Origin of the sequence: Streptomyces sp. NPDC088354 (assembly GCF_044753585.1) — a bacterium.
In the GTDB taxonomy this organism is placed as follows: Bacteria; Actinomycetota; Actinomycetes; order Streptomycetales; family Streptomycetaceae; genus Actinacidiphila.
Genome location: NZ_JBIVNJ010000005.1, coordinates 353,239 through 375,335, shown reverse-complemented (window position 1 = coordinate 375,335; position 22,097 = coordinate 353,239). Strand labels below are relative to the sequence as shown.

The window sequence follows — 22,097 nt, the reverse complement described above, 5'->3', positions numbered from 1 at the left end:
GGAGGTGTGCCGCGTCCCCCTGGCCGCCCCCTTTTCACCACCTTTCCCACCACGTCCCGTTCGAAGGAACACACAGACATGACCGTCCGAGACAAGCTCTACATCGGTGGTTCCTGGGTCGCGCCCAGCGACCCGGACCTGCTGCTCGACATCCTCTCCCCGCACGACCGGTCCCTGCTGGGCAGCGTGGCGCAGGCCGCGCCCGCCGATGTGGACGCGGCCGTCGCCGCGGCCCGGCAGGCCTTCGACCACGGACCCTGGCCGCACAGCACGCCCGAGGAACGGCAGGAGATCGTCCGGCGCTACGACGCCCTGCGCGCGGCGCGTGCCGACGAGGTCGCCGCGGCGATATCCGCCGAGAACGGCTCGGCGGGCTGGTTCACCAAGGCCGGCCAGCCGTTCCTGACCCGGCAGGTGGAGGCCTATCTGAAGGCGGCCGAGGAGTTCGGCTGGGAGGAGGTCGTCGAGCCGTCCGATCCGTCGGTGGCCTTCGACACCATCGTGCGGCGCGAGGCGATCGGCGTGGTCGCCGCCGTCATCCCGTGGAACTCGCCGTTCTCCGCCGCCACCGCCAAGCTGGTGCCTGCCCTGCTGGCCGGCAACACCGTCGTGCTGAAGGTCTCCCCGGAGAACTCGCTGAGCATGATGCTGCTGGCGGACCTGTGGCACGAGGCGGGGCTTCCCGAGGGCGTGCTCAGCGTCCTGCCCGCGGACCGCGCGACCAGCGAGTACCTCGTCTCGCACCCGGGCGTGGACAAGATCTCCTTCACCGGCTCGACGCGCGCCGGACGGCGTATCGCCTCGATCGCGGGTGAGCACCTCAAGCGGGTCGGCCTGGAACTGGGCGGCAAGTCGGCCGCGCTCGTCCTGGAGGACGCCGACCTGGCGGCCGCGGTGCGGGGCCTGCGTTTCGGTGCGATGGCCAACAACGGCGAGGCCTGCATCCTGCAGACCCGCATCCTGGCGCCGCGCAGCCGGTACGAGGAGGTCGTCGCCGCGGTGAAGGAGATGGTGGAGTCGCTGAAGGTCGGCGACCCGTCCGCCCCCGACACGTTCATCGGCCCGATGATCCGCCGCGACCAGCAGGAGCGGGTCATCGACTACATCAACGTCGGCATCGAGGAGGGCGCCCGCCTGGTCACCGGTGGCCCGCGGGTCCCCGAGGGCCTGGAGAAGGGCCACTACGTCACCCCGACCGTGTTCGCCGACGTCGACAACTCCATGCGCATCGCCCAGGAGGAGATCTTCGGCCCGGTCCTGTCCGTGATCGCCTACGACGACGAGGACGACGCCGTCCGGATCGCCAACGACTCCGAGTACGGCCTGTCCGGCGGCGTCTGGTCGGCGGACCCGGAGCGGGCCCTGGCCGTCGCCCGCCGGCTGCGGACCGGAACGGTCACCCTGAACGGCTCGCCGATGAGCTTCGACGGCCCGTTCGGCGGTTACAAGGCGAGTGGCGTGGGCCGCGAGTACGGCAAGGTCGGCCTGACCGGCTACGTCGAGCACAAATCGATCACCCGCAACCGTTAGGCGCACTCCCCCGCCCGGCGGGCCGGGGAGCCGGCCCGGACTGGCGGTGAACTCGCCTCCACTGCTGGTCAGTTGCGGACCGTGAGTCGCTGGGCGGCACCCGGCGGGCGATCCGGCCCGGTCCGCAGGGGCCGCAGGGAGCGCGTGCGGCGGGGCGCGCCGCGATCAAGCCGTGTCCGCCCTCTTGGCGCGGCACCCCGTGCCGTGCTGGACTTCGCCCAACGGGCTCGATGACGCGCTTCGGGAGGGCAAGTGGCGGACACCGCCATGTCGGACGCAGAGGTGGGACCGACGGCCGAAGGCGGCGGTGCGCCACCGGACGTGGCACGGCTGCGCGGCCGGGGCTGCTGGACGGAGGCCGCGGCGCTGCTGGCGCCGTACGCGGCCGAACGGCCGGAGGTCGCCACGCGGCGGGCGGCGCTGCTGATCGAGCGGTGCATGTACACCCTCGACGGCTGGGCGGAGGCCGAGGACGCGCTGCGCACGGCGGAGGCCCTGGCCCGGACGGACAACGAGCGCGGTGAGGCCTCCTGCGAACGGGGGAATCTGGCGTACCTGGTGACCCTCTTCGGCCCGCGGGACCGGGCCGACGAGGCGCGGGCCGCCCTGATGCGCAGTGCCGCGCTGCTGGAGCCCGGTGCGCCCGGACGGCCGCTGCTGGACTTCCGCCGGGGCCTGGTGGCCGAGAAGCTGGGCGACGACGCGACGGCGGCCCGGGCCTCCTACCTGCGCGCGCACGCCGGGGCCGAGGCGCACGGCGACGCGCTGCTGACCTCCTTCACCCGTGGCCACCTGGCGGGGCTGGCGGCCCGCGACGGCGACGTCACCGCTGCCCGGCACGGTTTCGCGGAGTCGTTGCGGCTGCGCGTCGAGACGGGGTACCTCATCGGGACGGCCCCGGCCCTCGCCGCCCTGGCGACCGTCGAGCCCGAGCCGGAGGCGGCCCGGCTGCGGGCCGAGGCCGCGCGGCTGTTCCGGCTGCTCGGCGGCGTACCCGTGTGGCTCGCGGAGACCCTGGACGCCGAAGGGGCCGCTTAGGAGCGGCGGCCCTGGCAGGGAGGACGGCCCGGGGGAGGTGTGCGCGGCGCTCGTCGCGCGCAGCCGCTCACCCCATCGGGTGATGAGCGATCACATCGCCGCAGGCGACGGCGCCGGCGGTCGGAAGAGAACGCCCGCGACCCCCGTGCCGGGGGTCGCGGGCGTCCGGCGGCCGGGCTCCAGGCTTCCATGCCGGCCGCGGCGCCTCGATTCAGCCGCGGCGGGCGCCGGCACGCGGGCCGCGGACCGCGCTTCGGGCTCGCGCGACGGGGCGGGCGCTCACTGCCCGGCGGGCGGAGCCTGGATGTAGTCCTCCAAGCGGGCCACGGTGAAACCCTGTTCGCGGATGTGGCGGAGCATGTTGGCGAACATGTGCGTCATGGTGACGCCCTTGAGTTCCGCGGGGCCGCGGAAATGCGCGAGGATGATGTCCCCAGGGCGCAGACGCTTGTCCGCGGTCTGATACTGCATTTGCTTGATCTGCATGGATTCACGCCACAGCACTATCGCCCCCGGACCGCACTGCCGCACCGCCGCGTTGAGGGAGTCCCCATACGCGCCGGCACCGTACGGCGGGCGGAACAGGAGGGGGGCCGAGCCGTACCGCTGAGCGAGGATCTCCTGGTTCCCGCATATCTCGGCGCGCTGCCGGGCGGGCGACAGCCGATTCATCTCCGGGTGGTGCAGGGTGTGGTTCTGGATATGGTTTCCCAGCCCCTGGAGCTGTGTGAAATACCCGTAGTCGCTCTTGATCGCGTCATTCGTGAGGAACATGGTGACGGGGACCTTCAGATCCTTCAGCATCCGCACGAACGCGGGACTCTTCTCCTGGCCGTCGTCGATCGTTATGAAGACGATCTTCTCCTTGGTCGGCACGTCGGAGATCACCGGGACCGGACCGTGCGCGGTGAGTCGGACCGGCTTGACGGCCGGCGGCCCCGGGGCCGGTGCCAGCGGTTTCAGCCCCCACTTCGCCCAGGCGTCCACCGCCGGCGCCGACGGGCTCGGGGAGAGGGGCGGCAGGGACCCGCTCATCGGCGAACCGGCCGCGTCGGGCCCGGAGGCGGGCGCTCGTACCCCCTGTCCGGCCGCCGCACCGCTGTCCTTCGCGCATCCGGTCAGGGCAGTGGTGATGACGAGTGCGCCGAGAGCCGCGCCGAGCAGCGAATTCCGTCGGCGCAGCACCCGCCCGCGCAATGGCCGGAGATATCCATGATTCATGCACGAACCGTATACGCACGCTATTTCCGCGGAACGGCGGGGGCGGCCCGTTCCCCGGGACCGCCCGAAAGCGGCGAAACGGGCGCCCAATGCGGTCCATTGGGCGGGCGTGAAAAGTTTATCGCGTTCCGGCCGGCCCGCCGAGAATTCCGCGCGGGACCACGGGAACAGGAACGGTTCCCGACAGGTTCCCCACATTCACCCGCCGTATGTGACGGGAACCACACGCCCCGAACGGGCGGGAGGCCTCTTCAGCCGCCGTAGTGGCCGCGGGCGAGGGCCTCGACCTCGGAGATGTCCCCACCGACGAGGGCCTCCAGGAGCGCGGCGTGTTCACCGGCGTCCGCGACGAGTTCGGCGCGGATGCCGCGAGGGCCGCCGCCGGCGCGTGCGTGGTCCTCGGCGACGGGCCACTGGGCACGGCGGTGCAGTTCCTCCGCCACGGCGACGAGCTGCCGGTTGCCGGAGACCTCCAGGAGCGCGCGGTGGAAGGCCCGGTCGGCCTCGGCGTAGGCGACGCGGTCGCCGAGCGCGGCGGCAGCGACGGTGGCCTCGGCCAGGGGCCGCAACTGCTCCCAGCGGGAGGGCGGCACGGTGCGGGCCAGCCGCAGCACGACGGGGACCTCCAGGAGCGCGCGCACCTCGGCGAGTTCGGCGCGGTCCCGGCGGCTGCGCTCGGCGACCCGGAAGCCCTTGTTGGGCAGGGCCTCGACGGCGCCTTCCCGGGCCAGCAGCTGCATGGCCTCGCGGACGGGTGTGGCCGAGACCCCGAATCGCTCGGCGAGCGCCGGGGCGGAGTACACGGCGCCCGGCCGCAGCTCGCCGGTCACCAGGGCGCCGCGCAGCGCCCGCAGGACCTGGTCGCGCACGGAGTGCCGCTCGGGCATCCGGCGCGGCCGGGGCAGCGCCTCGGCCCGGCCCGGTGCGGCGTCCCGACGGGACCCCGTCTCCTGGCGGGGCTCGGCATGCGGATGGGCACCCCGGACGAGTTCGTCGTGGCCGGGCGGCAGCCCTGGGGCCGCTGCGGCGGCCGCCTCGGGGCGCCGCGCGGCTCGGGGGGCGTACTCCACGGGGGGCTCCTTCGGACGGATCGGTGTGCGCCTGGCGCACTCCTACGTTCGGTGCGCGCCGCCCTCTATTGCACCACTCTCCACGACCTGCTTCGAGAAGGTACCTCCCGCCGTGCCCCCGGAAGCGAGGCAAGGCCGGTACCACCTCGTGTGGATCTTTTGTCCGGGCCGCCCGGCACGGCTTCCCGGACTCCGCCGCCGAGGGGCCCGGCGCCAGGTCGGCCCGGAACTTCGCTAGGTCAACTGCGCTAAGAACGCTCCTCAGTTCGAGTATTCTGTCGGTCTCTCCCCACGCCACCACTCCGTTGGCGTTCTCTTGTCCCGAAACCGCTTCACGCGCCCGAGGCGTTCGCCAGGATGTCGCGCGAACGCCGTCTCGCGGCCCGAGCGCGACGGTACTGCGACGCAAGGAATCGCACGTATGAGATTTACGGACATAACGCTTGACTGGACGCTCTCGGGCGCCGTGTGCGTGGCGGTCCTCGCCGCCGCGGCGGTGTTCCTGCGCAACCGCAAGGCCCGCAAGGAGGAGGCCGCCCAGGGCGACTCCTGGGAGCGTTCGGAGGAGCGGCGCCGCAAGAAGGAGGCCATGTACGGCACGGCCTCCTACGTCCTGCTCTTCGGCTGTGCCTCGGTTGCGGCGGCCCTGTCCTTCCACGGCCTGGTCGGCTTCGGCCAGCAGAATCTGGGCCTGTCCGGGGGCTGGGAGTACCTGGTGCCCTTCGGTCTCGACGGCGCCGCGATGTTCTGCTCCGTGCTCGCCGTCCGCGAGGCCAGCCACGGCGACGCGGCCCTCGGCTCGCGCATCCTGGTCTGGCTGTTCGCGGGCGCCGCGGCCTGGTTCAACTGGGTGCACGCCCCGCGCGGCGGCGGCCACGCCGGCGCCCCGGAGTTCTTCGCGGGCATGTCGCTCTCCGCGGCGGTGCTCTTCGACCGGGCCCTGAAGCAGACCCGTCGCGCGGCCCTGCGCGAGCAGGGCCTCATCCCGCGCCCGCTGCCGCAGATCCGCATGGTCCGCTGGCTGCGCGCCCCGCGCGAGACCTACGGCGCCTGGTCCCTGATGCTGCTCGAGAACGTCCGCACGCTGGACGAGGCCGTCGAGGAGGTCCGCGACGAGCGGGTCCGCAAGGACCAGGAGGCGATGCGCCGCCGCGAGCACGAACGGCTGGAGCGCGCGCGCATCAAGGCCATCAACCGGCAGCACCGCGTCTGGAACCGCGGCGGCAGCAAGTACGAACTGCCCGGCTCCAACCCCGCCGGCACCCAGGCCTCCGCGGAGCCTGCCATAGAACCGGAGAAGGCCGAACTGCCCTCGCGCTCCCGTCCCGCGCTGTCGCCCGTCCGTGAAGAGGCGCTGCGCACCACCATCGACCTCACCGCCGAGGACGACACCATGGCGCTGCCCAAGCTCGACTCCCTCGAGCGCAAGCTGGCGGATCTGGAGCGCCAGTACGGCTGATTCCCCCCGCACCTCCTCGCGTCACATCGCTGCCCCGGCCGGGTCTTCCCGGCCGGGGCAGCGGCGTTGCGGGGCGAGTGGATCGACGTTCCGTCAGGACGGCGAGGCCGCGTCCAGTTCGAACCACACGACCTTCCCGGAACCGTCCCCCTCGGCGTGAACGCCCCAGGCGTCGGCGAGGGACTGCACGAGCTGCAGGCCGCGTCCGGAGGTGCCGCGTGTCGAGGGCGCGCGCAGCCGGGGATGGCGGGAGGTGAAGTCGCGTACCTCCACGCGCAGTCGGTGCGCCGGGGCCGGTGCGAAGGTCGCGGTGAGGACGGCGCCCCGGTCGGTGTGCCGCAGGGCGTTGGTGACGAGTTCGGTGGTGAGCAGGACGGCGGTGTCGGCAAGGGCGGGGACGCCCCAGTCCCGTAAGGACTCGCGCAGCAGCCTGCGGACGTCCGCCACCGCCGGCAGGTCGGCGTGCTGGAGCGGACGGTGCAGGTGGTGCGCTTCGGTGGTGTCCCCGGCCTCCCGGTCGCTCGCCTGCGCAGGCTGACGTTCCATCGGCTCCGCTCCGGCAGCTCGCGCCCTTCCGGGGTCGAACATCTACGCGCAATGCATGCCCCGGCGCGGCCACTTCCAGTCATGGGCCGTGGACACTGCGCTCTTGTATCCATTGCATGCAATGGATACAGTGGCCGGGTGCAGCAGACGGACGCCGCCCATCGGCGGCTGCGGGAACTGATCCTGGACGGGGTGTACGCCCCCGGCCAGCGCCTGACCGAGCTGGAGACGGCCGCGGCGCTGGCGATGAGCCGTACACCGGTGCGCGAGGCGTTCCGCGCGCTGGTGGCGGACGGCCTGGTGCGTTCGGCGGGGCGCGGGGTGAGCGTGGTCGAACTGGGCCCGGAGGCGCTGCGCCACACCTACCAGGTACGCGGCGCCCTGGAGGCGCTCACCGCCGAACTGGCCGCCGGGCGGCAGCGGCGCGGGGAGGTGGCACCCGCCGAACTGACCGCGCTGGAACGCGTGGCGGCGCAGGCCGAGGAGGCCACGGCGGCAGGGCGCCTGGAGGAAGCGGTCCGGCACAACCGGCGCTTCCACAGCGGCATCGCCGCCCTGTCGGCGAACCCGGTGGCGGCCGGCACGCTGGACCGGCTGTGGGACCAGATCCAGGTCTCCACCCGTCTGTCCCTCGCCGCACCGGAGCGACCCGACCAGGTCGCCGACCAGCACCGCCGGCTGCTCGCCGCCGTCGTCGCGGGCCGCGAGGCGGAGGCGCACGCGGCCGCCCGTGAGCATGTGGCCGACACCTGCGCCGCCTCCGAGCGGGCCGGGGCGCCGGCGGACGACCGCACCGACGACCCACACGAGAGGACGCGTTAGCCGTGCCGGACATCAGCAAGCAGCACACCTACGCCATCGAGGTCGCCTGGAGCGGCAACCGCGGCTCGGGGACGAGCGCGTACCGCGCCTACGGCAGGGAGCACGAGGTCTCCGCGCCCGGCCTGCCGGTGCCGGTGATCCCCGGCAGCTCCGACCCCGCCTTCCGCGGCGACCCGGCCCGCTGGAACCCCGAACAGCTCCAGCTGGCCGCCCTGTCGCAGTGCCACATGCTCTCCTACCTGCATGTGTGCACGGTCGCGGGAGTGGTCGTCACCGCCTACACCGACCGCGCCGAGGCCACCTTGCGGGAAACCGGCGACGGCGGCGGCCACTTCACCGAGGCCGTGCTCCGGCCCCGCGTGGAGGTCGCCTCGGCCGCCATGGTGGACGCCGCCGTCGCGCTGCACGAGGACGCCCACCGGCTCTGCTTCATCGCCAGTTCCGTCAACTTCCCGGTCCGGCACGAGGCGGACGTGGCCGTCGCCGGCTGAGCCGGCCGGTCGGCACCGCCGGCGTCACGGGCACGGTCAGCGCAGCCCGCGCAGGACGTTGCCCTCCGTGGTGAGGTAGTTGGAGGCGTAGTCGAAGCGGCGCGCCCGGGCGAAGAGCAGGTAGTAGTACTTGGCGTTCTCGCTGAACCAGTACGCCGGGGTGAGGTCCGCCTGTTTCATCGGACGGGTCGTCACATCGGCGATGGCCGTGTACCCGTTGCGGACCTTGCAGTACTTCTTCTGCCGCTGGAACATGTCCGCCGCCCGGGCGCGGTAGCGCTCCTTCTTCGTGATGAGCCAGAGGAAGAGGCAGGAGTCGACGTACTCGGGACGCAGGGGGTAGGAGGCGTCGACGGCGCGCAGGGTGGTGTAGTCGATCATCTCCGGGGGCAGGCGGTGGGCGGCGATCACGGCCGCCCAGCTGTCGTGGTAGGCCTCCCCGTCGGCGATCCGGCCGCTCTGGGCGAGCAGTCCGGCGTAGAAGGCGGTGAGCTCCGACTGGTAGTGGCCGGTGGTGCGGCCGGTGGTCATGTCGGCCTGGCGGAACCAGAGCCGGCCGTCGCGCCGCTCGGCCAGGTGGCGGAAGACGCCGGCGGTGAGCGTGGTGTACCAGGTCCTCAGGTCCTGGTCGCGGTACAGCTGCCAGCCGTCCCACAGGTATTCGAAGAAGGAGTCGACAGGCGGGTCGAGGGTGGCGGTGGTGCCGGTCCACGCGCCGGTCTCGACGTTCAGCGCCGTGCCCACCAGGTCGATCCGCGAGCGGCGGTCGTAGACGGCGCGCAACGCCTTCTTGGCCGCGTCGTAGTAGCGCCGGTCGCCGGTGAGCCGGGACAGCTCGCCGAACTCGGTGATGCAGGTGCCGATCTCGGCGAGGTTGTTCTCCTTGCCGCGCACGGCGCCGGTGGAGAGGTTGACGTAGCGGTACGGGGCCCCGGTGGGCGACCGGGTGAAGGCGGGCAGCAGGCGGTCGGCGAGGTCCCGCGCCCGGTCGAGCAGGACCGGGTCCTTGGTGGCCAGGTGACCGGAGAGCAGGCCGCCCACCAGCCGGATGATCGTCTCGAAGACCTGGACAGGGGCGTCCTGGTCGAGCACGAGGTCGTTCTTGACCCAGGCGACGCCCGCGGCCAGGTCGTCGTCCAGTTCCATCAGGTAGAGCGTGTCCAGCGCCTCGATGATCGTCAGGCCGAGGGTGCTGCCGGGGATGAAGAAGTCCGAGCCGGTGCCGCTGATCGGGCGCAGCTCGTCCCGTCCCCAGGCGAGGCGCCGGTAGGCGTCCCAGGCGCTGCGGAACGCGGTGACGGCCTCCTGGGCGAGCCCCGCGTAGGGGTCGGGGGCGGCGGCAGCGGCCGTACCGGACAGGGGCAGCGACGAGGCCATGGTGACAGGGGCGAGAGCGGCGGCTGCTCCGAGCAGCCTGCGCCGAGAGAGTCCGCCGGGACGCGCGAGTTTTCTCATGCCCCGAAAACCCCGTCCGTCTTGCGGGCGTTACGGGACACCGCCGCATTGACGGGGAATCCATCCGGTGAGCCGACCCCGAGGAGTTGAGATGCACGACGACCGACTGCTGGTCGAGGGACGTCTGACCAGGGCGATGGGCCAGTTCATCCGGCCCGCGACCTATGCCGACCGGGTGCCGCTCGCCCTGACGGCGTGGCATGTGGACGGCGAGCCGGTGCCCGTCGGGGAGGCGCTCAAGGCGCTCTCGGACGGCGCCTTCGAGCCGTTCTCCCCGGGTACGCCCTGGGGGCCGCCCTGGTCGACCAGCTGGTTCCGGCTGGAGGGCGCCGTCCCGGCCGGGTGGGCGGGCCGCCGGGTGGAGGCGGTGATCGACCCCGGCTTCGGCGGCGACGGACCGGGCTTCGTGGCCGAGGGACTGGTGTACGACGCCGAGGGCGCGCCCGTGAAGGGTGTCCATCCGCTCAACCGCCATGTCCCGGTCGCCGCTCCCGCCAGGGGCGGCGAGCAGGTGCGGCTGCTGCTGGAGGCCGCCGCAAACCCGGCGGTGCTGCGCGACTGGCGGCCGACCCGGCTCGGCGACGTGCGCACGGCCGGCCGCGAGCCGCTGTACCGCTTCGACACCGCGGAGCTCGCCGTCCTGGACGAGGACGTCTGGCACCTGGTGCTGGACATCGAGGTCCTCGAGGGACTCATGCACGAACTGGACTTCCACGACCCCCGCAGGCACGAGATCCTGCGCTCCTTGGAGGACGCGCTCGACGCCCTCGACCTGCACGACGTCCCGGGCACCGCGGCCGCCGCCCGCGGGGAGCTGGCCGAGGCCCTCGCCCGGCCCGCGCACGCCAGCGCGCACCGGGTCTCCGCGACCGGCCACGCCCACATCGACTCGGCCTGGCTGTGGCCGCTGCGCGAGACCGTGCGCAAGGCGTCGCGCACCTTCGCCAACGTCACCGCGCTCGCGCGCGACTATCCCGAGCTGGTCTTCTCCTGCTCTCAGGCCCAGCAGTACGCATGGGTCAAGGAGCACCAGCCGGTGGTGTGGCAGCGCATCCAGCAGGCGGTGCGGGCGGGCAACTGGGCGCCGGTCGGCTCCATGTGGGTGGAGTCCGACGCCAACATGCCCGGCGGTGAGGCGCTGGCCCGGCAGCTCGTCCACGGCAAGCGCTTCTTCCTGGACGAACTGGGCGTGGAGACCGAGGAGATCTGGCTGCCCGACTCCTTCGGCTACACCGCCGCCTTCCCCCAGCTGGCACGGCTGGCAGGGGTGCGGTGGTTCCTCACCCAGAAGCTGTCCTGGAACCAGACGAACAAGATGCCGCACCACACCTTCTGGTGGGAGGGCATCGACGGCACCCGCGTGTTCACCCACTTCCCGCCCGTCGACACCTACAACTCGCAGCTCGACGGCCGCGAACTCGCCCACGCGGTACGCAATTTCGCGGAGAAGGGCCGGGCCACCCGGTCACTGGTGCCGTTCGGCTGGGGCGACGGCGGGGGCGGCCCCACCCGCGAGATGCTGGAGCGGGCACGCCGGCTGCGCTCCCTGGAGGGCTCGCCGCGAGTGGAGATCGAGAAGCCCGCCGCCTTCTTCGCCGCCGCCGAGGCCGAGTACGGGGACCGGGCGCCGGTCTGGTCCGGCGAGATGTACCTGGAGCTGCACCGCGCCACGTACACCACGCAGGCGAAGACCAAGCAGGGCAACCGGCGCAGCGAGCACCTGCTGCGGGAGGCCGAACTGTGGTGCACGGCGGCGGCCCTGCGCGACCCGGAGGGGTACGCGTATCCGTACGAGGACCTGGACCGGCTGTGGAAGACGGTGCTGCTCCACCAGTTCCACGACATCCTGCCGGGCAGCTCGATCGCCTGGGTGCACCGCGAGGCCCGGGACACCTACGCCGAGGTCCGCGAGGAACTGGAGTGGATCGTCGCGGGGGCGGTGGCCTCCCTCACCGGCGACCACGCGGAGGACGACCGCGGGCCGGGTGTCCTCAACGCCTCGCCGTACGCGCGCCGCGAGGTCGTGGCGCTCGCGGCGGAGGCGCTGGCGGCACTGCCGCCGGACACGCCCGCGCAGCCGCTGCCGGACGGCGGGGCGGCCGTGGCGGTCGCGGCACCCGCGCTCGGGGGCGCCGCCGTCGACGGACCCTCGATCGGCGAACCGGTCACCGCGGCGCGGGAGGACGGCCTGATCGTCCTGGACAACGGGCTGCTCCGCGTGCACGTCGACCGCGACGGATTGCTGTCCTCGGTGCACGACCTGACCGCGGGCCGCGAGGTGCTGGCCCCGGGCGCCCACGGCAACCTGCTGCAGCTGCATCCCGACCACCCCAACAAGTGGGACGCCTGGGACATCGACCGCCACTACCGCCGCAAGGTCACCGACCTGACGGACGCGGAGTCCGTCGACCTCGTCGAGCGGGGCCCGCTGCGCGCCGTGGTCCGGGTCGTACGGGCCTTCGGCGCCAGCCGGATCACCCAGGAGCTGCGCCTGACGGCCGGCAGCCGGCGGCTGGACGTCGTCACGGACGCCGACTGGCACGAGTCCGAGAAGGTGCTCAAGGCCGCCTTCCCGCTGGACGTGCTCGCCGACCGCTCCACCGCCGAGATCCAGTTCGGCCATGTGCACCGCCCCACCCACGCCAACACCGGCTGGGACGCGGCCCGTTTCGAGATCTGCGCCCACCGATGGCTGCACGTCGGCGAGCCCGGCTACGGGGTCGCGCTGCTCAACGACTCCACATACGGCCACGACGCGTCCCGCTCCGGCACGGACACGACGGTACGGCTGACGCTGCTGCGCGCCCCGCACAGCCCCGACCCGGAGACGGATCAGGGCTCCCACCGCTTCACCTACGCGCTGCTTCCCGGGGCGGCCGTCGGCGACGCGGTCGCCGAGGGGCTCGCCCTCAACCTGCCGCTGCGCCCCGCCGCGCAGGCGGAACCCGTCCGGCCGCCGCTGCGCGTCGGCCACCCCGGGATCACGGTGGAGTCGGTCAAGCTCGCCGACGACCGCTCGGGGGACGTGGTGGTGCGCCTGTACGAGTCCCGCGGCGGCCGGGCCTCGGGCACGCTCGTGCCCGGTTTCGCGCTCGCCGGGGCGCGCGTCACGGATCTGCTGGAGCGGCCGGAGCGGGACGCCCCGCGTGACGGGGACGGCGTCGCGGTGAGCCTGCGCCCCTTCCAGATCCTGACGCTGCGCCTGACGCCCGCGGCGCCTCAGGCGTCCCAGACGGCCACCACGGTGCGGTCGTCGGCGTAGCCCTTGACGCGGGTCCGGGCGTCGCCGAGGAAGGCCGGCAGCCCCGGCGGCTCGGCGGCGCCCCAGCGCTCCGCGAGGTGCGCGGCGAGCGCCGGCTCGCCGCGCAGCGGGTCGGCGAGGCCGCTGCTGCACAGCAGCAGCGTGTCGCCGGGGCGGGCGATCGAGGCCCGGAAGCGGAAGTCCACGGCCGGGCCGTCCTCGGGTTCGGCGGGCTCCCCCGACCGGAGCGGTTCCAGGTCCTGCCACTCACCGCCCCGGATGCGGAACAGCCCGCCGTCGCCGACGCCGAAGAACAGCCGGATGCGGCAGTCCGGGTCGACGGGCAGCAGCAGGCAGCGCAGGCCGGCGTCGTACTCGCCCGGGTCCAGGCCCAGTTCCTCGCCCTTGGCGCGCAGCCGGCCGCAGCAGCGGTCGGTCAGGCGCTGCAGCCCCGACTTGAGGGAGCCGCGCCGCGAGCCCCGGATGTCCTCCGCGAGGCGGGCGTGGCTGCGGCCCACGGCGGAGGCGATCCCGTGGCAGGCGTCGCGGGCGGCGCGGTGGGCGACGGCGGAGACGCGCGGGCCGGTGGCGACGGCGAACAGCAGCAGCGCGTCGTCCCCCGCCCCGAAGCGGGCGGTCAGCAGGGCGTCGCGGCGCGGCTCGCCCCGGTAGCGGGCGGAGTCGCCGCGCGTGACGGCCGTACGGACCGTCAGCACGCCGTACCGGGCGCCGTCCAGGACGGTGTCGGGGACCAGGTCGTCGAGAGCTCCGGGGTCCGCGAGCGGCCACGCGGTCGGCTCTGGCGCGTAGGTGGGCGGGCCGTCACCGAGGAACGCGGTGTCGGGGACCGTGACCGCACTGGTCGCGGACCCGCCGTCGCCCGGCGGGCCGGACGGGCCGGGTATGCGGACACCGGGTGCGGTACGGGCCTGCGGGACCCGGGCGTCGGGGGTCACGGGGGCGGTGGCCGCGGTCCTCCCGGTCTGCCCTGTCTGCCCTGTCTCCCCGGTCTCCCCGGTCGAGGGTTCGGCGGGCACCCAGCCAGGGGGCAGTCCCGGGGGCTCCGCCGCGCTCGGCTCCGGCGGGCTCTGGTACTGCCAGGGGCGCGGGACGTCACCCGCGGGCGGCGGCTCCTGGCGGCGCAGCCGCAGGGTGTCCGGCGGCCCGGGCTCGGGCTCCGTCCGGTCCCCGTCCGGACGGTCGGCTCCCGTGCCCGGCGGTCCCGGGTCCAGGTGCGGCTCACCGCCCAGCGCGCTGACCGCCGACGTGTAGCGGTCGTCGAGCGTGTCGTCCTGCTCACCGGCTCCGCCGGCCCCGGGATCGGTCCTGCCGTACAACTGCCGCCACCACTCGTCCTCTTGGCGGCGGCCGGTCTCCCCCTGCTGGCTCATGCCCCTATTGTCCACCGGGACGCGCACGGCGAAACAGACTTCGGGCACGCCGGCGGTCCGACGGGCGGCCGGCCCCCTCCTCGGGCCGCACGTCGGACGTTCCAGTGGGGACACCTTGCCAGGACAGGGGTTCGAGCAGGGATGATGTCCGGAGGCGGAATTACGCCATGGCTCATTCCCGCCATGCCCGCGTGTTGTCCGCGGCCGTTCCGGGATCCCCCCGCGAAGCTCCCGGAAGTCCGGGGAAAGGAGTGCCCGTGCTCGGTGCCATAGGGCTGGACGATGCCCAGGAGGCGGCCTACCGCGCCCTCGTGGGCCTGGGGGCCGCCGAGGTCGTCGACCTGTCGCACCGGCTCGGACGGCCCGACGAGGAGACCGTCGCACTTCTGAGGCGCCTGGAGCGGCACGGGCTGGTCGCGCAGTCCTCCGCCGGCTCCGGCCGCTGGGTGGCCGCACCGCCCAACGTCGCGCTCGGCGCCCTGCTGACCCAGCAACGGCACGGCCTGGAGCAGGCCGAGTTGGCCGCCGCCGTGCTCGCGCAGGAGTACCGGGCGGAGGCGGCCGAGCCGTCCGTGCACGATCTGGTGGAGGTCGTCACCGGCGCGAGCGCCGTGACGCACCGCTTCGCGCAGCTCCAACTGGGCGCGGAGAAGGAGGTGTGCGCCCTGGTCACGGGCAGCCCGATGGTCGTCAGCGGCATGGAGAACACCGCCGAGGAACGCGCCGTCGCACGCGGCGTCCGCTTCCGCGTGGTCGTCGAGCGGGAGGTCATCAGCGGCCCCAACGGCATCGTCGAGATCACCGCCGCCCTCAGCCGCGAGGAGGAGGTCCGCGTCGTGGACCGGGTCCCGACCAAACTCGTCGTCGCGGACCGCTCCCTGGCGATGGTCCCGCTCGGCCGCAACTCCGCGGGACCGGCCGTGCTGGTCGTGCACGGCAGCGGCCTCCTGGACTCGCTGATGGGCCTCTTCGAGAGCGTGTGGCGCGAGGCGCTGCCGATCCGCCTCGACCCCGACGGCGTGCCGGAAGAGGATTCGCCCGACGGTCCGGACGCGGTGGACCTGCGGATCCTCTCGCTCCTGCTCGCCGGGCTCACCGACGCCAGCGCGGCCAAGCAGCTCGACCTCGGCCTGCGCACGGTCCAGCGCCGCGTCAAGCGCCTGATGGAACTGGCCGACGTCACCACCCGCCTCCAACTGGGCTGGCACGCCTACGAACGCGGCTGGGTCGCCCGCACCCTCGACTGACGCGCCCCCGCGCGGCGACCGCACCTGCGACGCGCTGCCACCCGGCGGCCGGTTCGCCGCCTGCCCGCTCGACGCCGACGGCGAGCCGTACGGTCCGTCCCCTCCGGCCCCGCCCGAAGCCCCGGCTCCGGACCCGGACCCGGACCCGGACCACGCCGCCGGCCGGCGCCCCGTGCGGATTCAGGTGCCCGTGGCCCCCGCGGCCGACTGCACGTCGGCGGCGGACGAAAAGAGCAGGCGCCGACCGGCGCAACCCGAGATGTCGTCCCCTGCCCCGAACCACGCCACCCCGCCCGGCACGACGCGGCGCCGCCTGGCGGTCGCGTCGGCCACACCGCCGCCGGGCCGCGAGATCAGTCCCACCCAGCCCCGCTCCAGGACGGCTCCGCCCCGGACGCGCACCACACCGCGCCTCCGGACCCGCCTCCAGTCGAGACGGCGTCAGTGGTGCCGGAGGGCCGACGCCAACCGCCGTGCCCGCGGGGGACTCCTCAGCGGCAGGGCCCCGGACGGCACGCCGCGAGGCCGCATCCGACGGCCCTGGCCGCCCACGGCGACACGGGCCCCGGAGCCGGCTGACCCCGGCGGCCGGGTTCGCCGTCGCGCCTGCGACGTTGCGGTGCCCCGGAGGCATGCCCCTGCCCCAGGCCGGCCGGCCCCGGCCGGCCGCGGCATCCGCCCACCCCTCCGGCCGCCCGAGGCCCACTTCCCACCGCGGGCCCTGCAGACGGCGGCGTCCGCGCCGCGGGATGCGCGGCCCCGCGCTGAGCGTTGCCGTCTCCCGGCGGAATCGTCCGGGATCCGTAACAGAGGGATCCCGGAGCGCCCGCGCTCCGTCCTCCTTTGTGCACAGCGGTACGGAGAACTCAGGGAGCGGGGCGGACATGGTGTGGAGCGGTATACGGGGGACGAACGGGCGTCTGCTGGGGGCGGCCGTCGGCCTCGCGGCCGTGACGGCGGCGGTGTCGGCGTGGACCGCCCAGGCGGGGTCCACCGGTGACCGGGCGGCGGCGGCCGTGCCCCATGCGTCCACGAAGCCCTCCGCGACGGCCACGGCCACGCCCACACCCCGCCCCATACCGGGGCAGACCTCCGTGCCGGACGCGCAACTCCCGGCCCCGCTGGTCAACATGGACATCGCGCACGCCTCGGACAAGGGCCCCCGGGGCGTGAACATCACCATCGACGACGGCCCCGACCCCGCCTGGACCCCGCAGGTTCTCCAGGTGCTCGAGGACAACGGCGTGAAGGCGACCTTCTGCATGGTCGGCACGCAGGCGCAGGCGCACCCCGATCTGGTGAAGGCCGTGGTCGCCGCCGGGCACCGGCTGTGCGACCACTCCGTCACCCACGACACGACGATGAACACCAAGTCGCGGGCCTACCAGGCCAAGGAGATCCTGGACGCCGAGCGCATGATCACCGAGGCGTCGGGGGGCGTCAAGCCGCTCTACTACCGCGCCCCCGGCGGCGCCTTCACCCCGTACAGCCGTCAGCTCGCCGCGTCGCGCGGTATGCGTCCGCTGGGCTGGAACGTGGACTCCGAGGACTTCAAGCAGCCGGGCACGGCCGCCGTGGTGGGCACCGTCAAGAACGAGATCGCCAACGGCCCGACCGTGCTCTTCCACGACGCGGGCGGCGACCGCGGGCAGACCGTGGAGGCGCTGCGCCAGATCCTGCCGTGGCTGAAGCAGCAGGGGTACACCTTCGGCTTCCCCGTGCGCTGACGGTTCGTCAGCACGACCGTCACCCGCGCGGGCCGGGACTACGCTGTTGCCGTCCCGAGAGGAGCTCCCGTTGCCCGACCAGATCTCCACGCCCCGCCCCACACTGGAAGCCGTCGCCGAGCGGGCCGGTGTCTCCCGGGCCACGGTCTCACGGGTGGTGAACGGCGGGGACGGGGTGCGCGAGGTCCTGGTCGAGAAGGTCCGACGGGCCGTCGAGGAACTGGGGTACGTGCCCAACCAGGCCGCGCGTTCCCTGGTCACCCGGCGGACGGGGGCGGTCGCCGTGATCGTGGCCGAACCGGAGACCCGGGTCTTCGCGGACCCCTTCTTCGCCGAGCAGTTGCTCGGCATCAGCCGCGAGCTGGCCGTCCACGACTCGCAGCTCGTCCTGCTGCTGGTGGAGGGGACGGCCGACTACGACCGAGTCGGCCGCTATCTCTCGGGCGGTCACGTCGACGGCGCCCTGGTCTTCTCCCTGCACGCCGAGGACCCGCTGCCGGGGATCATCCGGCGGATCGGCCTGCCCACCGTCTTCGGCGGCCGTCCCGGCTGGCCCGGGGCGGACGGCGACCACGGGATCCTCTACGTCGACTCCGACAACCGGGGCGGCGCACGGGAGGCCGTGCGCCATCTGGTCTCCCTGGGACGCGAGCGCATCGCGACCATCACCGGACCGCTCGACCAGACCGCGTCCGTCGACCGGCTCGACGGTTACCGCGACGTCCTGCCGGACGCCGACCCGCGACTGGTCGCCGTGGGTGACTTCTCCGCGGGCGGCGGCGGACGGGCCATGGCCGAACTCCTGGAGCGCGCACCCGATCTGGACGCCGTGTTCGTCGCCTCCGACCTCATGGCCACCGGCGCGCTGCGCGTGCTGCGCGACCACGGCCGCCGGGTGCCGGAGGACGTGGCGGTCGTCGGCTTCGACGACATGGCCTCGGTGGCCGGGCCCGCCGATCCGCCGCTGACGACGGTCCGTCAGGAGATCGAGGAGATGGGGCGGCTGATGGTACGGCTGCTGCTGCGCGGTCTGGCCCGGCGTTCGGAGGAGGGCAGCGGCGGCCGTCCGCTGTCCTCGGTCGTCACGCCGACCCGGCTGGTACGGCGGGCCACCGCCTGACCCGCCGTACCCACCGGGCCTGGTCAGTACTCCCCCTGCTCCTTCATCACCCGGCGGGCCTGGGCGAAGAGCATGCCGACATTGACCGAGCGGCGGCAGACGACGACCGCGACGATGTCCTCGTGCGTGGTGTTGCGCAGGAACAGGTGGGTGAGGTTCTCGCTGTTGACGAGGATCTCCTGGAAGTAGTGCTGGTCGGTGGTGACTCCGCGACGCTCCTTGAAGACGTCCTCGATCATCACCACCGTGCGGCCCTGGAACAGGTCGAGGGTCGCGGCGGCCAGCAGGTCCAGTACCTCCGGGGGATGGCTGTCGACGGTGTCGACGGACAGCAGCATGCCGGTCGCCATGTCGACCACGCCGGCGGCGAGGCAATCGGGGACCTCCTGCCGCAGGTTCTTCACCAGCATCATGATCTGGTCGGCCATGTTCGCACTCGGGCGCTTTCCGGTGGTGCTCACAGCACTCCTTCTTCGGGGGTCATCCGAGGACTCCTTCGTGGTCGGGCACGGGCTCGACCACCGATGCGGGGCCCGGTTCGGGCTGGAGGAGGATCGACGCGATCCGCTCGATCGCGGTGCGGGCCTCCACGTGGAGCTGGGGGACGTTCATCCCCTCGTCGCCCACGACGATCAACAGGGCGGTGTCGTCGACCGCGTACACGGCGGTGTAGCCGCCGCTGCTGCAGGTCACGGTCCTGCGCAGGGAGCCGCGCAGGGCCGCGGACGCGATCCGCTGGGACAGGCCGAGGCTGGCGGCGGCCAGCGCGGCCAGGCCGTTGGGATCGATGGCGTCCTCGGTGTCCGCGGCGATCAGCAGACCGTCGACCGCCGCCACGACGGTGTCGGTGATACCGACCACCTGGTCCCGCAGAGCACGCATCTCGGCGACCAGGGCGTCATGATTCATGCACGTGCACCTCCTTGAATTCATTGCGGAATGGATGATGTGCCGTCACTGCCCCGTGAATCGACGTCAGGGGGAATCCGGCCGGCCCCGTCCCCGGGGCCGGAGAAATCCCTTCCAGCCCGAAGGCGGGCGGGAGGCCTCCAGTGCCTCGTGGATGCCGCTGGCCCCTGGAAGGCGACGCGGCAGCCCTTCCTCGGTGACGGTCATCGGCCCCGGAGCGGGACCGCGCGCGGCCGGGGGCCCCGGCGAGTACGGCGGCCGGGGCGGGTCGGGGTCGAGGTCGGGGTCGGGGTCGGAATCGGGGTCGGAATCGGGTTCAGGGGCAGGGCCGGGGAGCGGCACCGCTTCCGGGTCCGGGGCGGGCGCGGAGGACCTGGGGGCGGGCGCGGAGGGAGGCGCGGGCGCGGGCACGGTCTCCACCAGGCCCTCGGCGAGCATCCGGGAGACCTCGACGGTGACGGTCCAGACCCCGCGGCCCAGGTGGAAGGCGATGTCCCGGGGACTGCGGCGGCCGTTGGCGCACTCCAGGATGTCCCGCCGGGTGGCGGGCAGCGTCTCGTCGTCCCCGGAACCGGCCAGGGCGATCACCCGGTCGCGGTCCGGGGAGACCGGGCGGGGCAGGGAGGCCAGCGCCGCGATCCGCCGGCCCGCCTCGACCAGCAGTTCCTCGGGCTCGACGCCGCGTCCGACGGCCGGCGCGAGGGCGGGCACCGGATCGTCGGGCCGCGCCGGGTCGAGGACGCAGTTCTCCAGCCGGCCGGCCAGGACGGCGAAGACCGCGTCCTGCGCCGCCATCAGGTGGATCACCTGGAACTCCGCGTTGCCGAGCCGTCCGGCACCGGCGAACGCGACCCCGGGCCACGCTCCGGTGGCGGCCGCGTCGTGCGCGGCGCCCCACTCGGCCTCGTCGATGCGCCCGGAACGCAGCAGCAGCGTGCCCACCCCCGGGGAGCCGGGGCTCTCCACGGCGACGACCGCGCCGCCGAGCAGATGGAAGGCGCCGCCGGGGCTGCCCTGCACTCTCAGCACGCCGCTGGCCCTCTCGTCCCGGCACCTGGCCAGCGCGCGGCCGAGCAGATCGTGGGCGGCATTCCGGGTGGGCACGGAACCGGTCGGTGCCGAGGTCATCGCTCCCCTTGCTGCGCGCATACGGGCATTCCAACAGGCGCCGAAATGCCGTACGTGTGCACGATCAATCGCGCCTGGGGGTAATTCCTACCAGCGCCCGGCGGGACCCCTCGGGGATTCCCAGGAGATGGCCGCGGAAGAGTATTTGAGTATGTTCACTGCCCCTATCGTGCCCATCCGCGACCGTTCCTGTGGCATGTGCGCGAAGCGGCCCACCTCCGGACCCAAAGGTCAAGAGGCCCACGTCTTCTGTGAGTTGACCCGCATCGCGTGTGGGAGGGACCGGTCACGGGAAGGTCACGGGCAGACAGCGAAGGCAAAGGCGCGGTAAACGCGTCCCGAACGGGCTGGAGGAGCCATGGTCTACTCGATCGTCCTCGGCGTCGTGATCGTCGCGCTCGGCCTCGGCAGCATCGTCTACACCTTCTGGCACGAGGGCAGTCCGCTGACCCTGCGCCGCCGGCAGCGGCACAACGGCGCCGGATGACCACCGGCCCGGCCCCCAGGGGGAGCCGGGCCGGCACGTCGGCGCACCGCGCTCGGCGCGGCGCGGCGCGCTCAGTACACCTTGCGGTGCCCGCCGCCTCGCTTGCGTTCGTACATCTCCCGTCCCGCCGCGGAGCGCTGCTTCCATTCACGGCGCATCTCCGCGCGCATCCGGGCGTCGGTGCGGGAGGCGATCCACGCGTTCTCGCGCAGCAACTTGCGGTAGCTGTCCAGCCGTCGGTGCGCCAGGGAGCCGTCCTCCAGCGCGGCGAGGACCGCGCAGCCGGGCTCGGCGGTGTGCGAGCAGTCCTGGAAACGGCACCGCGCCGCCAGGTCCTCGATGTCGGAGAAGGCCTGGGTGAGCCCGGCGTCGGCGTCCCACAGCCCGACCCCGCGCAGCCCCGGGGTGTCGATGACCACCCCGCCGCCGGGCAGCGGCAGCAGGTCGCGGGTGGTCGTGGTGTGCCGCCCCTTGCCGTCGCTGTCACGGATGGCCTGCACTTCCTGGACCTCACGGCCCAGCAGCGCGTTGGTCAGCGTGGACTTGCCGGCGCCCGACTGCCCGAGCAGCACGGACGTGGCCCCGGCCAGCGCCTCGGCCATCTCCGCCACGCCGTCGCCGGTCGCGGCGCTCACAACGCGCACGTCCACGCCCGGCGCGGCGGACTTCGCGTCGGCCAGCAGATAGGTGGTGTCGGGGACCAGGTCGGCCTTGGTGAGGACGACCATCGGCTGGGCGCCGCTGGTCCACGCCAGCGACACGAAGCGCTCCAGCCGGCCGAGGTCCAGTTCCGCGGCGATGGACACCGCGATGACCGCGAAGTCGACGTTCGCGGCCAGGACCTGCCCCTCGGAACGCTTGGAGGAGGTGGAGCGGACGAAGGTGGTGCGGCGCGGCAGCAGGGCGCGTACCGCGGGCCCGGTGGCCGGCGTGAGGTCGACGGCGGCCCAGTCGCCGGTGCACGCGACCCGCATCGGGTCACGGGTGAAGACGTCCTCGGTGTCGGCGCGTACCGTCACGGTGCCGTGGGTACCGCCGGGGCCGTCGGGGACGACGACGTCGCACAGTCCGCGGTCGACGCGGACCACGCGGCCGGGGACGAGGCCCCGCTCCGCGTGGGACGCGAAGGCGGAGTCGAGCAGGGAGTCCCAGCCGTAGGCGACGAGCGCGGTGGACGGCTGCGGGACGGTTCCGTTCTTCAACGGGGAGAGCCCT

General features: G+C 73.6%; 20 protein-coding genes. 10 read left to right on the top strand and 10 right to left on the bottom strand.

What is annotated here, in order from left to right; genetic code table 11:
• Positions 1-78 precede the first annotated feature (78 nt).
• Entirely contained in the window at positions 79-1,530 is a 1,452-nt protein-coding gene (locus ACIP98_RS11705) for an aldehyde dehydrogenase (protein WP_319658927.1), read from the top strand.
• Between the two features lie 267 nt (positions 1,531-1,797).
• Positions 1,798-2,568, top strand: a complete 771-nt coding sequence (locus tag ACIP98_RS11700; protein WP_319658928.1) for a hypothetical protein — start codon at positions 1,798-1,800, stop codon at positions 2,566-2,568.
• Between the two features lie 279 nt (positions 2,569-2,847).
• Here ACIP98_RS11700 and ACIP98_RS11695 read toward each other — a convergent pair whose 3' ends face one another.
• Positions 2,848-3,789, bottom strand: coding sequence for a polysaccharide deacetylase family protein (locus ACIP98_RS11695; protein ID WP_401975217.1), 942 nt, complete (start codon positions 3,787-3,789; stop codon positions 2,848-2,850).
• Between the two features lie 251 nt (positions 3,790-4,040).
• A complete protein-coding gene (locus tag ACIP98_RS11690) occupies positions 4,041-4,859 on the bottom strand; it encodes a GntR family transcriptional regulator (protein WP_319658930.1) in 819 nt (272 codons plus the stop codon).
• 421 nt (positions 4,860-5,280) lie between these two features.
• Between ACIP98_RS11690 and ACIP98_RS11685 the strand changes: the two genes are divergently transcribed.
• Complete coding sequence (locus ACIP98_RS11685; protein ID WP_319658931.1) at positions 5,281-6,318, top strand: DUF2637 domain-containing protein; 1,038 nt, start codon at positions 5,281-5,283, stop codon at positions 6,316-6,318.
• Between the two features lie 93 nt (positions 6,319-6,411).
• Here the strand turns inward: ACIP98_RS11685 and ACIP98_RS11680 are convergent, their stop codons facing one another.
• Positions 6,412-6,864, bottom strand: coding sequence for an ATP-binding protein (locus ACIP98_RS11680; RefSeq protein WP_319658932.1), 453 nt, complete (start codon positions 6,862-6,864; stop codon positions 6,412-6,414).
• A gap of 138 nt (positions 6,865-7,002) precedes the next feature.
• Here ACIP98_RS11680 and ACIP98_RS11675 point away from each other — a divergent pair, with 138 nt between their 5' ends.
• Both ACIP98_RS11675 and ACIP98_RS11670 read left to right on the top strand, forming a co-directional pair.
• Complete coding sequence (locus ACIP98_RS11675; protein ID WP_401975215.1) at positions 7,003-7,686, top strand: GntR family transcriptional regulator; 684 nt, start codon at positions 7,003-7,005, stop codon at positions 7,684-7,686.
• A 2-nt stretch (positions 7,687-7,688) separates the two neighbouring features.
• The gene (locus ACIP98_RS11670; protein ID WP_401975214.1) at positions 7,689-8,177 is read left to right on the top strand and encodes an OsmC family protein; all 489 of its coding nucleotides are present in this window, start codon (positions 7,689-7,691) and stop codon (positions 8,175-8,177) included.
• Between the two features lie 36 nt (positions 8,178-8,213).
• Here ACIP98_RS11670 and ACIP98_RS11665 read toward each other — a convergent pair whose 3' ends face one another.
• Positions 8,214-9,632, bottom strand: coding sequence for a glycoside hydrolase family 47 protein (locus tag ACIP98_RS11665; protein ID WP_319658934.1), 1,419 nt, complete (start codon positions 9,630-9,632; stop codon positions 8,214-8,216).
• Between the two features lie 91 nt (positions 9,633-9,723).
• Here ACIP98_RS11665 and ACIP98_RS11660 point away from each other — a divergent pair, with 91 nt between their 5' ends.
• Positions 9,724-12,894, top strand: a complete 3,171-nt coding sequence (locus ACIP98_RS11660; RefSeq protein WP_401975211.1) for an alpha-mannosidase — start codon at positions 9,724-9,726, stop codon at positions 12,892-12,894.
• Here the strand turns inward: ACIP98_RS11660 and ACIP98_RS11655 are convergent.
• Positions 12,852-14,264 carry a protein phosphatase 2C domain-containing protein gene (locus ACIP98_RS11655; protein WP_401975209.1) on the bottom strand — a complete coding sequence of 471 codons (1,413 nt, stop codon included), beginning with the start codon at positions 14,262-14,264 and terminating at the stop codon, positions 12,852-12,854. The genes ACIP98_RS11660 and ACIP98_RS11655 overlap by 43 nt on opposite strands.
• A 257-nt stretch (positions 14,265-14,521) precedes the next feature.
• Here ACIP98_RS11655 and ACIP98_RS11650 point away from each other — a divergent pair, with 257 nt between their 5' ends.
• Positions 14,522-15,511 carry a helix-turn-helix domain-containing protein gene (locus ACIP98_RS11650; protein WP_319658937.1) on the top strand — a complete coding sequence of 330 codons (990 nt, stop codon included), beginning with the start codon at positions 14,522-14,524 and terminating at the stop codon, positions 15,509-15,511.
• Positions 15,512-15,691: 180 nt separating this feature from the next.
• Here ACIP98_RS11650 and ACIP98_RS11645 read toward each other — a convergent pair whose 3' ends face one another.
• The gene (locus ACIP98_RS11645; RefSeq protein ID WP_401975206.1) at positions 15,692-15,916 is read right to left on the bottom strand and encodes a hypothetical protein; all 225 of its coding nucleotides are present in this window, start codon (positions 15,914-15,916) and stop codon (positions 15,692-15,694) included.
• 479 nt (positions 15,917-16,395) lie between these two features.
• Here ACIP98_RS11645 and ACIP98_RS11640 point away from each other — a divergent pair, with 479 nt between their 5' ends.
• Both ACIP98_RS11640 and ACIP98_RS11635 read left to right on the top strand, forming a co-directional pair.
• Complete coding sequence (locus tag ACIP98_RS11640) at positions 16,396-17,238, top strand: polysaccharide deacetylase family protein (protein ID WP_319658938.1); 843 nt, start codon at positions 16,396-16,398, stop codon at positions 17,236-17,238.
• A 70-nt stretch (positions 17,239-17,308) separates the two neighbouring features.
• A complete protein-coding gene (locus ACIP98_RS11635; protein WP_319658939.1) occupies positions 17,309-18,358 on the top strand; it encodes a LacI family DNA-binding transcriptional regulator in 1,050 nt (349 codons plus the stop codon).
• Between the two features lie 23 nt (positions 18,359-18,381).
• Here the strand turns inward: ACIP98_RS11635 and ACIP98_RS11630 are convergent, their stop codons facing one another.
• From ACIP98_RS11630 to ACIP98_RS11620, 3 genes are all read right to left on the bottom strand, one after another.
• Positions 18,382-18,771 (bottom strand): hypothetical protein, encoded by a 390-nt coding sequence (locus ACIP98_RS11630; protein ID WP_319659239.1) that lies wholly within the window; start codon positions 18,769-18,771, stop codon positions 18,382-18,384.
• Between the two features lie 67 nt (positions 18,772-18,838).
• Positions 18,839-19,267 (bottom strand): roadblock/LC7 domain-containing protein, encoded by a 429-nt coding sequence (locus ACIP98_RS11625; protein WP_319658940.1) that lies wholly within the window; start codon positions 19,265-19,267, stop codon positions 18,839-18,841.
• Between the two features lie 66 nt (positions 19,268-19,333).
• Positions 19,334-20,395 carry a MarR family transcriptional regulator gene (locus tag ACIP98_RS11620; RefSeq protein ID WP_401975204.1) on the bottom strand — a complete coding sequence of 354 codons (1,062 nt, stop codon included), beginning with the start codon at positions 20,393-20,395 and terminating at the stop codon, positions 19,334-19,336.
• A gap of 358 nt (positions 20,396-20,753) precedes the next feature.
• Here ACIP98_RS11620 and ACIP98_RS11615 point away from each other — a divergent pair, with 358 nt between their 5' ends.
• Entirely contained in the window at positions 20,754-20,882 is a 129-nt protein-coding gene (locus ACIP98_RS11615; protein WP_319658942.1) for a hypothetical protein, read from the top strand.
• 71 nt (positions 20,883-20,953) lie between these two features.
• On the opposite strand, the gene rsgA is transcribed toward ACIP98_RS11615, so the two are convergent.
• Positions 20,954-22,084, bottom strand: coding sequence for a ribosome small subunit-dependent GTPase A (rsgA, locus tag ACIP98_RS11610; protein WP_319658943.1), 1,131 nt, complete (start codon positions 22,082-22,084; stop codon positions 20,954-20,956).
• Between the last annotated feature and the right edge of the window lie 13 nt (positions 22,085-22,097).

Bases quoted from the DNA above. Each gene is read 5' to 3' on its own strand.
- ACIP98_RS11705 (WP_319658927.1), top strand. From the start codon at position 79: ATGACCGTCCGAGACAAGCTCTACATCGGTGGTTCCTGGGTCGCGCCC.
- ACIP98_RS11700 (WP_319658928.1), top strand. From the start codon at position 1,798: ATGTCGGACGCAGAGGTGGGACCGACGGCCGAAGGCGGCGGTGCGCCA.
- ACIP98_RS11695 (WP_401975217.1), bottom strand. From the start codon at position 3,789: ATGAATCATGGATATCTCCGGCCATTGCGCGGGCGGGTGCTGCGCCGA.
- ACIP98_RS11685 (WP_319658931.1), top strand. From the start codon at position 5,281: ATGAGATTTACGGACATAACGCTTGACTGGACGCTCTCGGGCGCCGTG.
- ACIP98_RS11680 (WP_319658932.1), bottom strand. From the start codon at position 6,864: ATGGAACGTCAGCCTGCGCAGGCGAGCGACCGGGAGGCCGGGGACACC.
- ACIP98_RS11665 (WP_319658934.1), bottom strand. From the start codon at position 9,632: ATGAGAAAACTCGCGCGTCCCGGCGGACTCTCTCGGCGCAGGCTGCTC.
- ACIP98_RS11660 (WP_401975211.1), top strand. From the start codon at position 9,724: ATGCACGACGACCGACTGCTGGTCGAGGGACGTCTGACCAGGGCGATG.
- ACIP98_RS11655 (WP_401975209.1), bottom strand. From the start codon at position 14,264: ATGAGCCAGCAGGGGGAGACCGGCCGCCGCCAAGAGGACGAGTGGTGG.
- ACIP98_RS11640 (WP_319658938.1), top strand. From the start codon at position 16,396: ATGGTGTGGAGCGGTATACGGGGGACGAACGGGCGTCTGCTGGGGGCG.
- ACIP98_RS11630 (WP_319659239.1), bottom strand. From the start codon at position 18,771: ATGATGCTGGTGAAGAACCTGCGGCAGGAGGTCCCCGATTGCCTCGCC.
- ACIP98_RS11625 (WP_319658940.1), bottom strand. From the start codon at position 19,267: ATGAATCATGACGCCCTGGTCGCCGAGATGCGTGCTCTGCGGGACCAG.
- ACIP98_RS11620 (WP_401975204.1), bottom strand. From the start codon at position 20,395: ATGACCTCGGCACCGACCGGTTCCGTGCCCACCCGGAATGCCGCCCAC.
- ACIP98_RS11615 (WP_319658942.1), top strand. From the start codon at position 20,754: ATGGTCTACTCGATCGTCCTCGGCGTCGTGATCGTCGCGCTCGGCCTC.